The organism is Brevibacterium antiquum CNRZ 918 (genome assembly GCF_900169145.1).
In the GTDB taxonomy this organism is placed as follows: domain Bacteria; phylum Actinomycetota; class Actinomycetes; order Actinomycetales; family Brevibacteriaceae; genus Brevibacterium; species Brevibacterium koreense.
Genome location: NZ_FXZD01000001.1, coordinates 258546 through 274953, shown reverse-complemented (window position 1 = coordinate 274953; position 16408 = coordinate 258546). Strand labels below are relative to the sequence as shown.

Here is a 16408-nt window from a genome sequence, read left to right as displayed (position 1 = left end):
CGATCCGAACCGCCCGCCACGTCTGTTCGTCGGAGGAGAGTCACGCACACCGATGTGCGGACTTCTCATTAATTGACACAGATCATCTTAACATTTAAAACGATCTGTCGTGTGGTCCGACGGGTTCAGGCAGCCGAGTCGAGCCCGTGAGGAAACGATCGACCTCGGCCGCGACCGACCGTCCCTCGGCGATCGCCCATACGATGAGCGACTGACCACGCCCAGCGTCACCGGCGATGAACACTCCGGGAGTCGAACCGAGATAGGTCTCGTCGCGAGCGAAGGCGCCGCTGTCGCTGACGTCGAGGCCGAGAGCGTCGGATTCCGGCCCAGAGAAGCCGAGGGCCAGGAGCACGAGGTCGGCATCCAGGCGGTGCTCGGTGCCAGGAGTCGGCACACGGCGACCGTCGACGAACTGGGTCTCTGCCACATCGATCCCGACCACCCGGCCTTCCTCGTCTCCGGCGAACCCTGTCGTCGATGCGAGGTAGCGCCGCGTGCCGCCCTCCTCATGAGAGGACTGGACTTCGAAGATGCGCGGGACGGTGGGCCAGGGATCTGCCTCGCTGCGGTCGATGGGCGGCTGAGCTCCGATCGCCAGCGTCGTGACCGAGGCTGCAGTCTGCCGCAGGGCCGTTCCCAGACAGTCCGCACCCGTGTCGCCACCGCCGATGATGACCACGTGCTTTCCCTGAGCGTCGATGTGGCTCTCCACTCCACCGGGTCCAGGGCGCTCCCCCGCCTGCACACGATTCGAGGGCACCAGATAGTCCATCGCAAATTCGACTCCGCGAAGCTCGCGGCCGGCGATGGTCATATCACGGGGCACTGTGGCACCTGTGCACACGATGACGGCATCGAAGCTCGACTGCAGGTCCTCAAGGCTGATGTCCCTGCCGATCTCGACCGACGTCTTGAACCGGGTGCCTTCTGCGCGCATCTGATCGAGACGACGGTCGATGTGCTGCTTCTCGAGCTTGAAATCCGGGATCCCGTAGCGCAGCAGTCCGCCGAGGCGGTCGTCGCGTTCGTGGACGACGACGGTATGCCCAGCCCGTGTCAGCTGCTGGGCTGCGGCGAGTCCGGTCGGACCGGAGCCGATGACGGCAACGGTCTGCCCGGTGATCCGTTCAGGAATCACCGGCTGGATGAGTCCGGCGGCGAAGCCCTGGTCGACGATCGAGACCTCCACCTGCTTGATCGTCACTGCAGGCTGATTGATCCCGAGGACGCAGGCATTCTCACACGGTGCCGGGCACGCGCGACCGGTGAATTCCGGGAAGTTGTTCGTTGCATGCAGAAGTTCGACGGCCCGCGGAAGCTCACCGCGATACATCGCATCGTTGAACTCCGGAATCAGATTGCCCAGGGGGCAGCCCTGATGGCAGAAAGGAACGCCGCAGTCCATGCACCGCGATGCCTGCCTGCGCAGCTGCTCCGGATCGCCTGCTTCGTAGACCTCGCGGTAGTCCATGAGTCGGATGGGAACCGGGCGCCGCCGTGGCAGCTCGCGCTGGTCGGTGGTGAGGAATCCATGTGGATCAGCCATTGGCGACCTCCAGAATCTTGTGCCAGGCGTCGTCCGAATCCGCGGACTGACCTGCCGCGATGAACTCTTCCTGAACGTCTTTGACCATCGCATAGGCGACGGGAATGATCTTTGTGAAGCGGGAGAGGACGTCCTCTCCTCGGCGCAGTCCGTCAAGCAGCTGGGTAGCCAGGGGCGAGCCCGTCCACTGAACATGTTCACCCAACAGGCGCTGGAGGACCTCCATATCGGAGATTCCCACCCCGGTGAACCGGAATACGCCGGCAGCGCGTTCCTTGGGGTTGAGCTTGGCGGGGTTGAAGTCCAGGACGTAGGCAGTGCCGCCCGACATACCGGCGGCGAAGTTGCGTCCGGTGCTGCCGAGGATCACAGCGAGGCCTCCGGTCATGTATTCGAGCCCGTGGTCACCGATCCCTTCGACCACTGCTTCGGCGCCCGAATTGCGCACCATGAACCGCTCCCCCACCTGGCCGGAGACGAACAGCTTGCCGGCGGTCGCGCCGTAGCCCAGCACGTTGCCGGCGATGACGTTGTGCTCGGGTCTGGTCGGGTTCTCCTCGTGCGGATGCACGCTGATGGTCCCGCCCGAGAGCCCCTTGCCGACGTAGTCGTTGGCGTCGCCATGCAGGTCGATGGTGACTCCGCGAGGCAGGAAGGCACCGAGTGACTGCCCGGCCGTGCCGTGCAGGTCGAGCCTGATCGTGTGCTCGGGCAGGCCCACTTCGGCATGGGCGAGCGTGACATTGTGCCCCAGCAGGGTGCCGACGCTGCGGTCCGTGTTCTCGATCGCCGAGGTGATCGTGACCGTGGCCCCGGACTCGATCGACTCCCCGGCCTCGGCCAGCAGACGCAGGTCCAGCTCCCCGGCGAAGTCGCGGTTGACCTCAGTGGTGCGTTTGCGCGGCACTGCGGTGTTGCCATGGACGTCCTCGGGCACGGTGAGGATCGCGGCCAGATCGAGGTCGAGGCCTGAGGCCTCGGCACGCTTCTCATCGATGCGCAGCCTCTCGACAGCACCGATCGCCTCGTCGAGTGAGCGCAAGCCCAGCTGCGCAAGGTAGCCGCGGACCTCCTCGGCGATGAAGGTGAAGAAGTTCACGACGTGATCGGCCTGGCCATGGAAGCGTTCGCGCAGCTTCGGGTTCTGAGTCGCGACACCGACAGGACATGTGTCCTTGTGGCACACACGCATCATGATGCAGCCGGAGACCACGAGTGCCGTGGTCGCGAATCCGAACTCCTCACCACCCAGCAGGGCGGCGATGATGACGTCGCGGCCGGTCTTGAGCTGGCCGTCGACCTGCACGCTGACCTTCTCTCGCAGACCGTTGAGCACCAGGGTCTGCTGGGCTTCGGCCAAGCCGAGTTCCCAGGGGGTGCCGGCATGCTTGAGGGAGTTCAGCGGGCTGGCCCCGGTGCCTCCGTCGTGACCGGAGACGAGGACGACGTCCGCTCCGGCCTTGGCCACCCCTGCGGCCACCGTGCCGACGCCGATCCCGGACACGAGTTTCACGTGCACGCGGGCCCTGGCATTGGCGCGACCGAGATCGTGGATGAGCTGAGCAAGGTCCTCGATCGAATAGATGTCGTGATGCGGCGGCGGAGAGATCAGCCCCACTCCGGGAGTGGCATGTCTGGTCTTCGCGATCCACGGGTAGACCTTCGCCCCGGGCAGCTGTCCGCCCTCTCCCGGCTTCGCGCCCTGAGCCATCTTGATCTGCAGGTCGTCGGCCTCGGTGAGGTAATGGCTGGTGACCCCGAAACGTCCGCTGGCGATCTGCTTGACAGCCGATCGGCGTTCGGGATCGACGAGACGTTCGGTGTCCTCTCCACCTTCACCGGTGTTCGACCTTCCGCCGATGCGGTTCATCGCGATGGCCAGAGTCTCGTGTGCCTCTTGGGACAGTGAGCCGTAGCTCATGGCACCTGTCGAGAAGCGCTTCATGATCTCGCTGGCCGGCTCCACCTCGGCGATGTCGATCGGACCCGATTCCGTGGGCACGAGGTCGAACAGTCCGCGCAGAGTCATGAGCTCACGTGACTGCTCGTCGACGGCGTGGGTGTACTGCTCGAAGATGTCGAAGCGACCTGTGGCAGTGGAGTGCTGGAGCTTGAAGATCGTCTCCGGGTTGAACAGGTGGCCCGGACCTTCCCGCCGCCACTGATATTCGCCTCCGACCAGCAGATTCCGGTGCGAGGGCCGTGGATGGTCATCACGGTAGGCGTCGGCATGCCGAGCACTTGATTCCGCGGTGATCTCAATGATTCCCTTGCCCCCGAGCTGGTGCGGGGTGGAGGTGAAGAACTCGTCGATGAAGTCGTCCGAAAGCCCGAGGGACTCGAAGGTCTGGGCTCCGTGGTAGGACTGGACAGTCGAGATCCCCATCTTCGACATGATCTTCAGCAGCCCCTTGTTCAGTGCCGTGAGCACATTCTCCACGGCCGCAGATTCGCTGATGCCGCGGATCCTGTCTGAGCGCACGAGCGCTTCGGCGGTCTCCATGGCGAGGTACGGGTTGACGGCGGAGGCACCGAATGCGACCAGAGTGGCGACATGGTGGACCTCACGGACATCGCCGGCTTCGACGATGATGGACACCCGCGTCCGCGAACGCTGCCGCACCAGGTGGTGGTGAAGGGCCGAAGTCAGCAGCAGCGACGGAATCGGAGCAAGATCAGCTGTCGAGTCCCGATCGCTGAGGATGATGAACACTGCTCCGGCCTCGACGGCCGCGCTGGCTTCCCGACACAGCGCCTCGAGACGCTTTGCCATGGCATCAGGCCCGGCATTCACCGAATACAGGCCGGCCAGCGTCACACTGGGTCGTCCATTGTCGACGCCGAGGTGGTGGCCCTGGACGTACGAGATCGCCGTCAGTTCGTCGTTGTCGATGACCGGCTGATCGAGCAGGATATGCGCGGAGTCCGGCTCGGAGAACTGCAGCAGGTTGCCTTCGCGCCCGATGCCCGAGGACATGCTGGTGACGATGTCTTCGCGGATTGAGTCCAGCGGCGGATTCGTCACCTGAGCGAAGTTCTGATGGAAGTAGTCGAAGAGCAGCCTCGGTCGTTTGCTCAAGGCCGCGATCGCCGTGTCCGTACCCATGGCCCCCAGGGGCTCTGCCCCGGTCTCGGCCATCGGCGAGATGAGGATACGCAGCTCCTCCTCGGTGTAGCCGAAGGTTCGCTGACGCCTGCGCACCGATGACTGCGGGTGAGTGACGTGGATCCGAGTGGGCAGATCCGCGAGGCGGCGCGAACAGCTCTTGACCCACTCTTCATAGGGATGCTCAGTGGCGAGCTGATTCTTGATCTCCGTGTCGGAGATGATCCGTTCGGACTCGGTGTCGACGAGGAACATGCGTCCAGGCGTCAGCCGACCGCGAGCAACGATGTCCGCTTCGGGCAGGTCGACAACGCCGATCTCACTGGCCAGGACCACGGTGTCGGAGGTCATGACATAGCGCGCAGGACGCAGGCCGTTGCGATCGAGGACCGCCCCTGCCAGCTTCCCGTCGGTGAATCCCACGCAGGCGGGTCCGTCCCACGGCTCCATCAGCAGCGAATGATACTCATAGAACGCCTTGCGTGACTCTCCCATGCCGGGGTTGTTCTCCCAAGCCTCCGGGATCATCATCAGCATCGCCTGCGGCAGCGACCTGCCCGAGGCAACCATGAGTTCGAGCACCGAATTGAATGACGCCGAGTCCGAGGCGCCGGGCGGCACGATCGGGCACAATCTGTCCAAGCTCGTCGAGGTGCCGGGCACCGGGGAGACGAGCAGGTCCGAGGCCAGCTTCGATTCCCTGGCCTGCATCCAGTTGCGGTTGCCGCGCACCGTGTTGATCTCACCGTTGTGGGCGATCGTGCCGAAGGGCTGCGCCAGCTGCCAGGACGGGAACGTGTTCGTCGAGAAGCGAGAATGCACGAGCGCGATCCGAGAGGTCAGCCGTTCGTCGAGCAGTTCCGTGTAGAAGGCGGAGAGCTGGCCCGTTGAGAGCATGCCCTTATAGGTGATGGTGCCCGGGTTGAGAGAAGGGCAGTAGAGACCCGCATGGTCGAGGCGCTTCCTCACGATGTAGGACCGGCGGCTCAGATCCTGTGGGTCCCGGGAGGGATACCGCTCGTCGATGGCGAGGAAGAGCTGGCGCATGCGCGGCATCGTGGTGCGTGCGGTCTCGCCCAGCACGCTCGCGTCGTGGGGCACGTCGCGGAAGGCAAGGACCTTCAGTCCCTCTTCGGCGGCGATCCGCTTGACGAGGTCGTCCTGATCCTCGTGCGAATCGTTCCTGCCCTCTGTGACCGGAGCATCCCTGTCGTCCGTGGGGATAGCCACGTCGGGGATGAGATCCTGTCGGTAGTCCTGGGCGAAGAAGCCGATGCCTGCGGCGTAGCTGCCCGGCTCCGGAAGTTCGACGCCGTCAGCACCGAGCACCTCGGCGAAATAGTCGTGGGGTATCTGCAGGGTGATCCCGGCACCATCCCCTGTGCCTTCATCGGAGCCGATGCCGCCTCGGTGTTCGAGTTTGCGCAGTGCGGTCAGAGCCTGTTCGACGACCTCATGGTCTGCCGGGCCACGGTAGCGGACGATGAGCGCCAGCCCACATGCGTCGTGCTCGAGTGCCGGATCGTAGAGTCCGGCACGAACTGGTTGACGCGGAGCTTTCGGGGTCGTTGAGTGTTCAATGTACATCGCTGCCTTCACGGGGTGTAGGAGTTTACGTTAAAGACGGCGCTGTCCCTAGCTGTTTTCGCGGTGCCCTTCGAAGATCGTCCTCAGACACAATTGTGACGTGGTTCTCACAGTCGGTAACCCAACATACACCATGTGGTGAATCCGAATGGAATAGAAAAAGGACCGTAAAACGAACCTAAAAGTCTCAGTCGTCGGTTGTCGACCCGCCGTTGCCCCGTGCACGCCGCCTCACATCGGGGGTGATGGAGATCGCCGAGGTGACGGCTCCATAGGACCCGAAGGTGTGCTCACCGTCGGCTGCCTGAGAGGTGTCGTTCGTCGCCCGAGTGATCTTTCGGGCGCGCCGAATGAGGCGGACGATGATGATGGAGACGATGACGAGCACCACGAGCAGCGCAATGGCCCACAGCGCCCAGACCGGGATCGTAACGGAGCCGAGGCGAAGCCCAGCACCGGAGGTCAGCAGTTCGGTCAGGCTCATGCACAGCCCTCAGCGAGCTCCGCGGCAAGAGTTGCGATACCGCTGACTCCGTCGCTGTCGAGAGCACGCACGAGGGCAGATCCGACGATGACGCCGTCAGCGTATTCGGCAACCTCTGCGGCCTGGTCACGAGTCGAAACTCCGAGCCCGACGCAGGCGTGCTGGGCTCCGGTGTCCTTGAGACGTGTGACAAGCTCGCGAGCATGGTTGTCGACCTCGGAGCGGACTCCGGTCACTCCCATCGTCGAGGCGGCATAGACGAATCCGCGGCTCGCGTCGACGATCTTGGACAGACGTTCAGGCGTTGAGGAGGGAGCGGCGAGGAAGATGCGGTCAAGATCGTACTCGTCCGAAGCCGCAGTCCATGCCGCTGCCTCATCGGGGATGAGGTCAGGGGTGATGATGCCTCCCCCGCCGGCGGAGTCCAGATCTCGGGCGAAGGCGCTCACACCGTACTGCAGCACCAGGTTCCAGTAGCTCATCACGACGGCGGTACCTCCGGCTTCTGCAACGGCTGAGACGGCGGTGAAGATGTCGGAGGTGCGCACTCCGGCGTTCAGCCCCTGCTCGGCGGCGCGCTGGATGACGGGACCGTCCATTCCCGGGTCCGAGTACGGCATGCCGACTTCCACGATGTCGACGCCGGACTTCACGAGTTCGACCATGGCTTCGATGGAACCCTCGACAGAGGGGAAGCCGACGGGGAGATACCCGATCAGTGCGGCCTTGCGGCCGGCCTGAGCGACGGCGTCGAGGGTGGTACCGGTTCGGGGTCCTGAGCTCGTCATACCTGCACAGCTCCTTCGTCGAAGTAGTTGAACCATTTGGCTGCGGTGGTCATGTCCTTGTCGCCGCGCCCGGAGAGGTTGACGAGCAGAACCGCGTCGCTGCCGAGTTTCTGTCCCACTCGCATCGCGCCGGCCAGTGCATGGGCGGATTCGATTGCGGGAATGATGCCCTCAGTGCGCGACAGCAGTTGCATCGCCTCCATCGCCTCTTCATCGACGACGGGTTCGTAGGTCACGCGTTCGGAATCGTGCAGGTAGGAGTGCTCTGGTCCCACCGAGGGGTAGTCGAGGCCGGCCGAGATCGAGTGGGAGCCTCGGGTCTGCCCGTCCTCGTCCTGCAGGATGTAGGTGGCGGAGCCGTGGAGGACTCCGGGACGTCCGCCTGAGAATCGTGCCGCGTGGCGGCCGCTGTCGACACCTTCTCCTCCGGCTTCGAAGCCGAAGATCTGAACGTCCTTGTCGGCAAGGAATGCGGCGAAGATGCCCATGGCGTTCGATCCGCCGCCGACGCAGGCGCAGACAGCATCAGGCAGTCGTCCGACGGCGTTGCGTATCTGCTCGCGTGCCTCGATGCCGATGACGTCCTGGAAGGAGCGAACCATGGCCGGGAAAGGGTGCGGGCCGGCGACGGTGCCGATGATGTAGTGCGTGTTCCCTACGTTGGCGACCCAGTCGCGCATCGCTTCGTTCATTGCGTCTTTGAGCGTCTTGGTGCCGTTGGACACAGAGTTGACCTTAGCTCCGAGCAGCCGCATCCGGGCGACGTTGAGTGCCTGCCGCTGGGTGTCTTCCTCGCCCATGTAGACCTCGCACTCCATGTCGAGGAGGGCGGCCGCTGTAGCTGTGGCAACACCGTGCTGTCCGGCTCCGGTCTCAGCGATGACTCGAGTCTTGCCCATGCGCTTGGCCAGCAGAGCCTGCCCCAGAGCGTTGTTGATCTTGTGGCTGCCGGTGTGGTTGAGGTCCTCGCGCTTGAGGAAGACCCTCGCGCCGCCGCAGTGTGCGGCGAAGCGGGTGGCCTCGGTGAGCAGACTGGGACGCCCGATGTAGTTCTTCTGCAGGTCCAGCAGCTCTTCGGTGAACGCGGGATCCACCTGGGATTTGCGCCAGGTCTCTTCGATCTCGTCGAGTGCGGGGATCAGCGCTTCTGGGAAGAACCTGCCTCCGTACGAACCGAAGTAGGGTCCGTTCTCCTGGCTCAAATCGGTCATTGCAGTCCTTCGCGGTTCGAATTGGTGGTCGGGTGGATCAAGACTGGAGACTGTTCGCCGCCCGGCGCTCCCGCCCGGTCGCGGTGAAATCGGCTACGGCTGACTTCGCGTCGCCTCCGGTGACGAGGGCTTCGCCGACGAGCACGAGATCAGCTCCGGCTCCGGCGTAGGTCTCCACGTCTTCGCGACCGGTGACCCCGGACTCCGCCACCAGAGTGCAGTTGGCGGGAGCGAGATCAGCCAGCGGCGCGAAGCGATTCGTGTCGACGCTCAGATCCTTGAGGTTGCGGGTGTTGATGCCGATCAGCGGAGCATCGAGTTCGGCCGCGATGGCCAGCTCTTCGGCATTGTGCGTCTCGACGAGAGCCGTCATGCCCAGTTCGTGGGCGAGGGCGTGGAACTCGTGGAGCTGTTCGACCTCGAGTGCGGCGACGATGAGGAGGACGAGGTCGGCACCGTGGGCGCGGGCTTCATGGAACTGGTATTCCTCGACCATGAAGTCCTTGCGCAGGACGGGGATGTCGACTGCAGCGCGAACGGAATCGAGGTCCTCTAGGCTGCCTGAGAAGCGCCGCCCTTCGGTGAGCACGCTGATCGCTCGGGCTCCCCCGGCGGCATAGAGGCCGGCCAAAGTACCTGGATCAGGGATGTGGGCGAGGTCCCCGCGGGAAGGGGAACGTCGCTTCACCTCGGCGATGACACCGAAGTCGCCGGCATAGTCGAACGCACGCGCGGGCTGAGCCTCACGCGCGCGGTCGATGACGTCTGCCAATGGGGTCTGCCTCCGGCGTTCGGCGAGATCTTCGCGTACACCGGCGACGATGTCGTCGAGAACTGTCATTTCTTCTTCGGCTTGTTTCCCAGGCCGACGGCACGCAGGATGATGCCCACGATGAGGCCGAGTACGACGACTCCGACGCCGACGTAGGTGATCATCGCGGTGTGAATCGTGAAGCCGACGCAGCCGATGGCGACACCGATCAGGATGATGATGACTCCGGTCCAGCCGGCCACGGAGTTTCCGTGTCCTGGGTCGGCGATGGCGGCATAGTCGATCGTCGATTTGTCGAGATCGGTTGCGCCGTTACGAGCGACGGTTTGCGACATGGTGCTCCTTAGAGATGCAGGCGTGGCACGCGTGAAAACTTGTTGCATCCATTGTGACACGCTTCGAGTTGGGTCGAGACACCGACCCGGTCACGAGGTCATTTCGATTCATCGTCGGCCCCACCAGCGGCGGAGTCGGGATCGTCTCCGCGGGAAAGTGCGTCCCAGGTCGCGGCCGAGTCGAACTCTTCACCTCCGGCCTCTGCCGTCCGGGCGTACCGGTTCGAGTTCGTCCAGCTCGCCGAGGAGAAGGCGACGTAGACGATGACGATGAGCGCGATGGCTGCCGCGCACAGGCCCACGATCGGCCACGCGGTAGCTCCGGGGGCTGACACGGACTGCAGCGCGGTCATGCCGTAGCCCACGGCGGCCAGGCCGGCGAAGCCGAGGACGACGAAGCGTCCGATCTTTCCCAGCATGGCCGAGAGCAGTCCGGTGACGGCGATGATTGCGACGCAGGCGGTGGCGACCGGCGAGGCCTGAGAGCTCGCGTCTTCCGTGACGTCGGCCACACCTGCTGGTCCGAGCGTGTCGCCGGCGACCCCTGCCTGCCAGGAGGCGAGGCTGATCGCCCACAGGGCTCCCGCAAGAATGAGGACGAGGAGGACACCGCGTGATTTGGTCATCTCAGGTCCATTCCTCTCTCGGCTCTCCGAGCTTCGTCACCGCGCTGGCTGCCGATGCTGCACCCAAGACGGCGGCCGCCTTGTTCTGTGATTCCTGATATTCGGTTTCGGGAACCGAATCCGCGACGAGACCACCGCCGGCGTAGACGCTCATGACCGAGTCGCGGAGGACGCCGGTGCGGATGGCGATCGCCAGGTCGAGGTCTCCGGTGAATGACATGTAGCCGACGACACCCCCGTAGATTCCGCGGCCGATGGTCTCGAGCTCGTCGATGATCTGCAGAGCACGGGGTTTGGGAGCCCCGGAGAGGGTGCCCGCCGGGAACGTGGCACGAAGCACGTCCACGGCCCCCTTGCCCGGCGCGAGTTCTCCGCGCACGGTCGACGAGATGTGCATGATGTGGCTGTAGCGCACAATGTCCATGAACTCGCTGACATCCACGGTCCCCGCCTGGCAGACCTTCGCCAGGTCGTTGCGGGCAAGGTCGACGAGCATCAGGTGCTCGGCCAGTTCCTTCTCGTCGTTGATGAGGTCTCTGGCCAGGGCCGAGTCCTCTTCAGTGGTGGCGCCTCGGGGCCTGGATCCGGCGATCGGATGGGTGACGACGTCACCGGAGCGAACCGTCACGAGGGCCTCCGGAGAAGAACCGATGATGCTAGCGGGCTGGCCCTGATCATCGTGGAGGTTGAGCAGGTACATGAAGGGGCTGGGGTTCGAATGGCGCAGCATCCGGTAGACCGTCAGCGGGTCGGCGGTGCACTCGGTGTCGAAGCGCTGTCCGAGGACGACCTGGAAGATCTCGCCGTTGACGATCTCTTGCTTGGCTCGTTCGACGTTGTCGAGGTAGACCTGTGGGTCGGTGCGTGTCGAGACCTGCGGCGGGACGAAGTGAGTGCTTGAGATCTCGGCGTCGACGGGTTCGGTGATTCTGGCCAGCATCGCTTCGATCCGGTCGACACCCGCGTGGTAAGCCTCGTCGATGCCGGTGTCGGCACCGTTGACGTTGAAGACGTTGGCGACGAGCGTCAGGGTTCCTGAGTAGTGATCGTAGACCGCGATGTCGCCGGGGATCATCAGCTGCACGGTCGGCAGATGGTGCTCATTGGCCGGTGCCGGGCCGAGCTTTTCGAACTGGCGGACGATGTCCCAACCGAAGTAGCCGACGAAGCTTGAGACCATCGGTGCCAGCACCGACTCGGTCTCATCGACGGCGAGCAGTTCCAGGGTCGCGGTCACGGCGTCGAGAACGCTGCCCTCGGCGGGGATTCCCACCGGCGGTGTGCCTTCCCAGCGGAAACTCTCGCCCTCGGAGATCAGAGTGGCCACGGGAGCCGAGCCGATGAATGAGTACCGTGCCCAGGCTCCGGACACGGCCGACTCGAAGAGAAAGCTGCCGGGCCCGCCGTCGGTGAGCTTGCGGTACAGACTCAAGGGAGTCTCCGTGTCGGCAAGCACCTCCGCATGGACAGGCACCAGGCGGTGGTCGGCGCCCGAGGCTCGAAATTCTTCGAGACTGGGACGGATAGTCAGCCCGGTCTCGGTCGTCGAAGTGGACGTCGTCGAAGTCTCAGTTGGCACTGATGGTCCTTCCGGTGAAGCACGTCGGGGTCAGAGTATGGCAGGCCGGTCCGGTCTGTTCGACCTCCATGAGCAGAGCGTCTGCGTCGCAGTCGAGGCTCAGGGAGGCCACCTTCTGTGTGTTCCCCGAGGTTTCGCCCTTGACCCAGTATTCCTGCCTGGACCGGGACCAGTAGACTGCGGCGCCGGTGCTCAGGGTGCGCTCGATGGCTTCCACGTCCATCCAGGCCATCATCAGCACCTCCCGGGTGTTGACCTCCTGGACGATGACGGGGATGAGCCCGTCGGAGTTGAGAGTGATCAGTTCGCGCCAGTTCTCCGGGGTCGCGTCGATCTGCGTGGTGGTCTCGTGTGTGCTCATCGGACTTCGATCCCTTCGTTCCGGAGTGCGTCCTTGACCTCGGCGATGCTCAGAGTTCCGAAGTGGAAGACGCTCGCGGCCAGCAGCGCATCGGCTCCGGCCGCCACGGCGGGAGCGAAGTGCTCGACCCGTCCGGCTCCCCCGGAGGCGATGAGCGGAACGTCGACGGCTGCCCGTGCGGCGGCGATGAGTTCGAGATCAAAGCCATCGCGAGTGCCGTCTGCGTCGATGGAGTTGAGCAGGATCTCACCCACGCCGCGCTCGGCGGCCTCGGTGATCCAGTCGATGGCGCAGCGACCTGTGCACTCTCTGCCGCCGCGGGTGGTGACTTCGAAGCCGGAACGTGTCTGCGTCCCCTGGCTCCGTCTGGCGTCGAGGGACAGGACGAGGACCTGGTTGCCGAAATGGTGGGCGATGTCGCTGATGAGCTGCGGGTTCGCGACCGCCGAGGTGTTGACGGAGACCTTGTCGGCCCCATCACGCAGGAGGCGATCGACGTCGGTGACGCTGCGGATGCCGCCGCCGACGGTCAGAGGGATGAAGACCTCTTCGGCACAGGCCCGGACGATATCGTGAACGGTCTCCCGGTCGCCGCTGCTGGCGGTGACGTCGAGGAATGTCAGCTCGTCCGCACCGGATTCCCCGTAGCGTCGGGCCAATTCGACCGGATCGCCGGCGTCCTTGAGGTCCGCGAACTTCACGCCCTTGACGACACGTCCTTCGTCGACGTCGAGGCACGGAATGACTCTGATGGCAACCATGTGACTCTCCTAGATTCCTTGTCGACGTTCAGATTCCGAGTGTGCGATACCGTTCCATCCGGCGCGCCAGGCGCCGGTCGGATGGTTCACGCATGAGCTCGATGAGTTCGTACTCCAGTGTCGCACCCACCCGAGCCACGAAGTCCAATGGCTCCTCACTCGCATCCGGATGTTCGGCGATGATGCGGTCGACGACTCCCGTCGACATGAGCATGGGTGCATGCACACCTTGGCTCTGGGCCATCTCCGGCGCACGGTCGGTCGTCCGGTGCACGATCGCCGAGGCACCTTCCGGAGGCAGGGGCGAAAGCCACCCGTTTTCGGCACTGAGCACTCGATCCGCGGGGATCAGTGCCAGCGCTCCCCCGCCGGACCCCTCACCGAGGATGAGGGACACCGAAGGCGCATCGAGGTTCGCGAGGTCGGCGAGGCTGCGGGCGATCTCGCCGGCGATTCCGCCCTCTTCAGCAGATTTCGACAGTGCAGCACCAGGGGTGTCGATGACGGTCACCAGCGGCAGATCGAGTTCGGCGGCCAACCGCATTCCGCGCCTGGCCTCTCGCAGTGCCGCAGGCCCGAGAGGTGCCCGGGAATCCTGGCGGAAACGATCCTGACCGAGAACAATGCACGGGGCGGAGCCGAACTTCGCCAGCGCCAGCAGGAGTCCCGGGTCCTTCTCACCTTGTCCGGTGCCGTTGAGGGGCAGCACGGTGTTGGCCGCGGTGCGCAGCAGGTCGCGAACTCCGGGACGATCGGCGTTGCGGGACCGGGTGATCGCGTCCCAGGCGTCGGAGTCCGGGTCGACGATCTCGGGACGTGTGTCCGGGTCGGCGACGCGGGGCGGAATCTCCTTGGCGCCCATGAGCACGTCGAGGACGCGGGCGAGGGTGGTCTGAATCCGTTCGGGACTGATCACCGCGTCGATGATCCCGTGCTTGTGCAGGTTCTCACCCGTCTGCACGTTCTCGGGGAACTTCTCTCCGTAGATGGCTTCGTAGACACGTGGGCCGAGGAAGCCGATGAGTGATCCCGCCTCGGCGACGGTGACATGGCCCATCGACCCCCAGGAGGCGAACACGCCGCCTGTGGTGGGATGCCGCAGGTACACGAGATAGGGCAGGGCGGCCCGACGATGGGCCATCACGGCGTTGGTGATCTTGACCATCGACAGGAACGCGATCGTGCCCTCCTGCATCCTGGTCCCGCCCGAGGCGGGACCCGCCAGCAGCGGCAGCCCTTCGAGCGTCGCACGTTCGATCGCGTCGACGAGCCGCTGGGCCGCGGCCACGCCGATCGAACCGGCGAGGAAACGGAATTCGCCGGCGACGATGGCAACGCGACGACCCTCGATCCGCCCCTCTCCGGTGATGATGGCTTCGTCGACTCCGGACTTCTCCTTAGCGGCGGCGAGTTCGGCCGCGTACTCGTCGGAGATTCCTCCGGCGGGTGTGATCGGAGTCGTGTCCCAGGACACGAAGGATCCGTCGTCCACGACGATGTCGACGAGTTCATGAGCATTCAACCGTGCCACGTGCGTATCTCCTGTTTCAGATGTGTCTGACGAACGGTAAAGCGGTGTTGGACCTGCTGTGTTGGGCCTGCTGTGCTCGGGAGTCTCAGCCGTCCGAGTCGAGCCAGGACACGATCGCCTCGGCGTCCTCGTTCAGCAGCGGTGGGGCATCGTGTGCGGTCCGCGTGGTCTCGACCTCGGCCTCACCATCGGCGTCGAAGAAGCGCAGTGGCGGTCCCGGCAGGTCGATGTCGCCGAGGACCGGGTGATCGACGGAGACCTTGAGTCCCTGGCTCAGCGCCTGGTCCCAGGAGTAGACCTCTTCGAGAGTGCGCACCGTGCCGGACGGGATCCCTGCGTCGCCGAGCTTGGCGAGCAGGTCCTCTGGCCCGAAGGCGGCGAACTTGCTCTCGATGAGCTCGATCACGGCCGGGCGGTTCGCAACGCGGGAGGCGTTGTCGGACATGCCTTCGGTGGCCGGGTCGATGTCGAATGCGGCGCAGAACTTCTGCCACAGGTTCTCGTTGCCCACGGAGATCTGCACGGCGCCTTCATGGCATTTGAAGAGTCCGTAGGGAGACAGAGAAGGATGGTGGTTGCCGCCGGGCTGCGGGTTCTGCCCGGCCACTGTGGCGCGGGTGCCCTGGAAGGCGTGGACTCCGACCATTCCGGCGATGAGGGAGGTGCGGACGACCTTGCCCTTGCCGGTGCGTTCACGTTCGAGCAGGGCGGCGAGGACACCGTAGGAGCCGTAGATCCCGGCCAGGAGGTCTGCGATGGGGACTCCGACGCGCTGCATGTCGTCTGGCCCCGACCCTGTCAGTGACATCAGGCCCGCTTCGCCCTGAGCGATCTGGTCGTAGCCGGCGCGGGAGGATTCGGGTCCGTCGTGGCCGAAGCCGGTGATCGACAGGAGCACCAGGCGCGGGTTGATCTCCATGCACACCGTGGTGGAGAAGCCGAGGCGGTCGAGGACGCCGGAGCGGAAGTTCTCGATGAGCACGTCGGCCCGGGAGATGAGTTCGCGCAGCGTCTGCTTGCCGGTGTCCGACTTGAGGTCGAGGGCGATGGATTCCTTATTGCGGTTGCAGGAGAAGAAGTACGTTGCCTGCGGGTCGTCTTCGGGTCCTACGAAGGGAGGTCCCCAGGACCGCGAGTCATCGCCCTTGCCCGGGTTCTCGACCTTGATCACTCGGGCGCCGAGGTCGCCGAACATCATTCCCGCATGTGGGCCGGCCAATGCGCGAGAGAGGTCGATGACCGTGTATCCGGTCAGTGGGCCTTCGACCCCTGTGATTGTGTCGTTCGACATTCCTATTCCTCCTTGAAGTGGGTCCATCTAGCGATGAGCATACGCAATCGCTGACATTCCTCGTGGGCTCGGGGGCCATCCGCATGCTGGATCGCCATCACGCTGTAGGTGGTTCCGTCGGTCAGATCGAGGGTCGGCCAGGGGTCGTCTCCCTCCGGGGAGAAAGCGACGCCGAGAATCTGACCCCAGGCGAAGGTCCGCGTCCTGACCATGTTCTTCACGACCAGGCCGGATTCGCTGGGTCGGGCCTGGATGTCGGCGACGCGCAGCAGGGCGGCTGCGAAGATGATTCCCAGCAGGTTCATCCAGACCACATCGAGCGGGGTCCAAGGGTCCCAGTCCACGACGAGCAGTGCCACGGAGAGCACGGCAAAGCCGATGAACACCACCACTGCGCCGACGGTGCTGATGACGCGCACCTGGCGGG

The 16408-nt window shown here is 64.6% G+C and carries 14 protein-coding genes; all 14 read right to left on the bottom strand.

What is annotated here, in order from left to right:
• Nucleotides 1-94 precede the first annotated feature (94 nt).
• Nucleotides 95-1549, bottom strand: coding sequence for a glutamate synthase subunit beta (locus tag BANT918_RS01190; RefSeq protein WP_101618595.1), 1455 nt, complete (start codon nt 1547-1549; stop codon nt 95-97).
• Nucleotides 1542-6242: a glutamate synthase large subunit gene (gltB, locus tag BANT918_RS01185; RefSeq protein ID WP_101618828.1), complete on the bottom strand. Its 4701-nt coding sequence runs from the start codon at nt 6240-6242 to the stop codon at nt 1542-1544. The genes BANT918_RS01190 and gltB overlap by 8 nt, the downstream gene beginning before the upstream one ends.
• Before the next feature lie 187 nt (nt 6243-6429).
• Entirely contained in the window at nt 6430-6726 is a 297-nt protein-coding gene (locus tag BANT918_RS01180; RefSeq protein ID WP_101598263.1) for a hypothetical protein, read from the bottom strand.
• Nucleotides 6723-7514 (bottom strand): tryptophan synthase subunit alpha, encoded by a 792-nt coding sequence (gene trpA, locus BANT918_RS01175; RefSeq protein ID WP_101598262.1) that lies wholly within the window; start codon nt 7512-7514, stop codon nt 6723-6725. The genes BANT918_RS01180 and trpA overlap by 4 nt, the downstream gene beginning before the upstream one ends.
• On the bottom strand, nt 7511-8725 hold the full coding sequence (gene trpB / locus BANT918_RS01170) for a tryptophan synthase subunit beta (RefSeq protein WP_096161939.1): 1215 nt from the start codon (nt 8723-8725) through the stop codon (nt 7511-7513). Before trpB ends, trpA begins: the two co-directional genes overlap by 4 nt.
• Before the next feature lie 37 nt (nt 8726-8762).
• Nucleotides 8763-9566: an indole-3-glycerol phosphate synthase TrpC gene (gene trpC, locus BANT918_RS01165; protein ID WP_096161938.1), complete on the bottom strand. Its 804-nt coding sequence runs from the start codon at nt 9564-9566 to the stop codon at nt 8763-8765.
• Nucleotides 9563-9832, bottom strand: coding sequence for an HGxxPAAW family protein (locus BANT918_RS01160; RefSeq protein WP_009881401.1), 270 nt, complete (start codon nt 9830-9832; stop codon nt 9563-9565). The genes trpC and BANT918_RS01160 overlap by 4 nt, the downstream gene beginning before the upstream one ends.
• A gap of 98 nt (nt 9833-9930) precedes the next feature.
• Nucleotides 9931-10458: a Trp biosynthesis-associated membrane protein gene (locus tag BANT918_RS01155; RefSeq protein ID WP_069600244.1), complete on the bottom strand. Its 528-nt coding sequence runs from the start codon at nt 10456-10458 to the stop codon at nt 9931-9933.
• Between the two features lies 1 nt (nt 10459).
• The gene (trpE, locus tag BANT918_RS01150; RefSeq protein WP_009881403.1) at nt 10460-12037 is read right to left on the bottom strand and encodes an anthranilate synthase component I; all 1578 of its coding nucleotides are present in this window, start codon (nt 12035-12037) and stop codon (nt 10460-10462) included.
• Nucleotides 12027-12398 (bottom strand): phosphoribosyl-AMP cyclohydrolase, encoded by a 372-nt coding sequence (gene hisI / locus BANT918_RS01145; RefSeq protein WP_009881404.1) that lies wholly within the window; start codon nt 12396-12398, stop codon nt 12027-12029. Before hisI ends, trpE begins: the two co-directional genes overlap by 11 nt.
• Complete coding sequence (hisF, locus tag BANT918_RS01140) at nt 12395-13159, bottom strand: imidazole glycerol phosphate synthase subunit HisF (RefSeq protein WP_101618594.1); 765 nt, start codon at nt 13157-13159, stop codon at nt 12395-12397. Before hisF ends, hisI begins: the two co-directional genes overlap by 4 nt.
• Nucleotides 13160-13187: 28 nt before the next feature.
• On the bottom strand, nt 13188-14690 hold the full coding sequence (locus tag BANT918_RS01135) for a carboxyl transferase domain-containing protein (RefSeq protein ID WP_096158776.1): 1503 nt from the start codon (nt 14688-14690) through the stop codon (nt 13188-13190).
• A gap of 85 nt (nt 14691-14775) precedes the next feature.
• A complete protein-coding gene (locus tag BANT918_RS01130) occupies nt 14776-15981 on the bottom strand; it encodes a CaiB/BaiF CoA transferase family protein (protein ID WP_009881407.1) in 1206 nt (401 codons plus the stop codon).
• Nucleotides 15982-15983: 2 nt separating this feature from the next.
• Complete coding sequence (locus tag BANT918_RS01125) at nt 15984-16400, bottom strand: PH domain-containing protein (RefSeq protein ID WP_233429204.1); 417 nt, start codon at nt 16398-16400, stop codon at nt 15984-15986.
• Between the last annotated feature and the right edge of the window lie 8 nt (nt 16401-16408).

Coding starts and splice junctions, on each gene's coding strand:
- BANT918_RS01190 (WP_101618595.1), bottom strand. CDS start 1,549: ATGGCTGATCCACATGGATTCCTCACCACCGACCAGCGCGAGCTGCCA.
- gltB (WP_101618828.1), bottom strand. CDS start 6,242: ATGTACATTGAACACTCAACGACCCCGAAAGCTCCGCGTCAACCAGTT.
- BANT918_RS01180 (WP_101598263.1), bottom strand. CDS start 6,726: ATGAGCCTGACCGAACTGCTGACCTCCGGTGCTGGGCTTCGCCTCGGC.
- trpA (WP_101598262.1), bottom strand. CDS start 7,514: ATGACGAGCTCAGGACCCCGAACCGGTACCACCCTCGACGCCGTCGCT.
- trpB (WP_096161939.1), bottom strand. CDS start 8,725: ATGACCGATTTGAGCCAGGAGAACGGACCCTACTTCGGTTCGTACGGA.
- trpC (WP_096161938.1), bottom strand. CDS start 9,566: ATGACAGTTCTCGACGACATCGTCGCCGGTGTACGCGAAGATCTCGCC.
- BANT918_RS01160 (WP_009881401.1), bottom strand. CDS start 9,832: ATGTCGCAAACCGTCGCTCGTAACGGCGCAACCGATCTCGACAAATCG.
- BANT918_RS01155 (WP_069600244.1), bottom strand. CDS start 10,458: ATGACCAAATCACGCGGTGTCCTCCTCGTCCTCATTCTTGCGGGAGCC.
- hisI (WP_009881404.1), bottom strand. CDS start 12,398: ATGAGCACACACGAGACCACCACGCAGATCGACGCGACCCCGGAGAAC.
- hisF (WP_101618594.1), bottom strand. CDS start 13,159: ATGGTTGCCATCAGAGTCATTCCGTGCCTCGACGTCGACGAAGGACGT.
- BANT918_RS01130 (WP_009881407.1), bottom strand. CDS start 15,981: ATGTCGAACGACACAATCACAGGGGTCGAAGGCCCACTGACCGGATAC.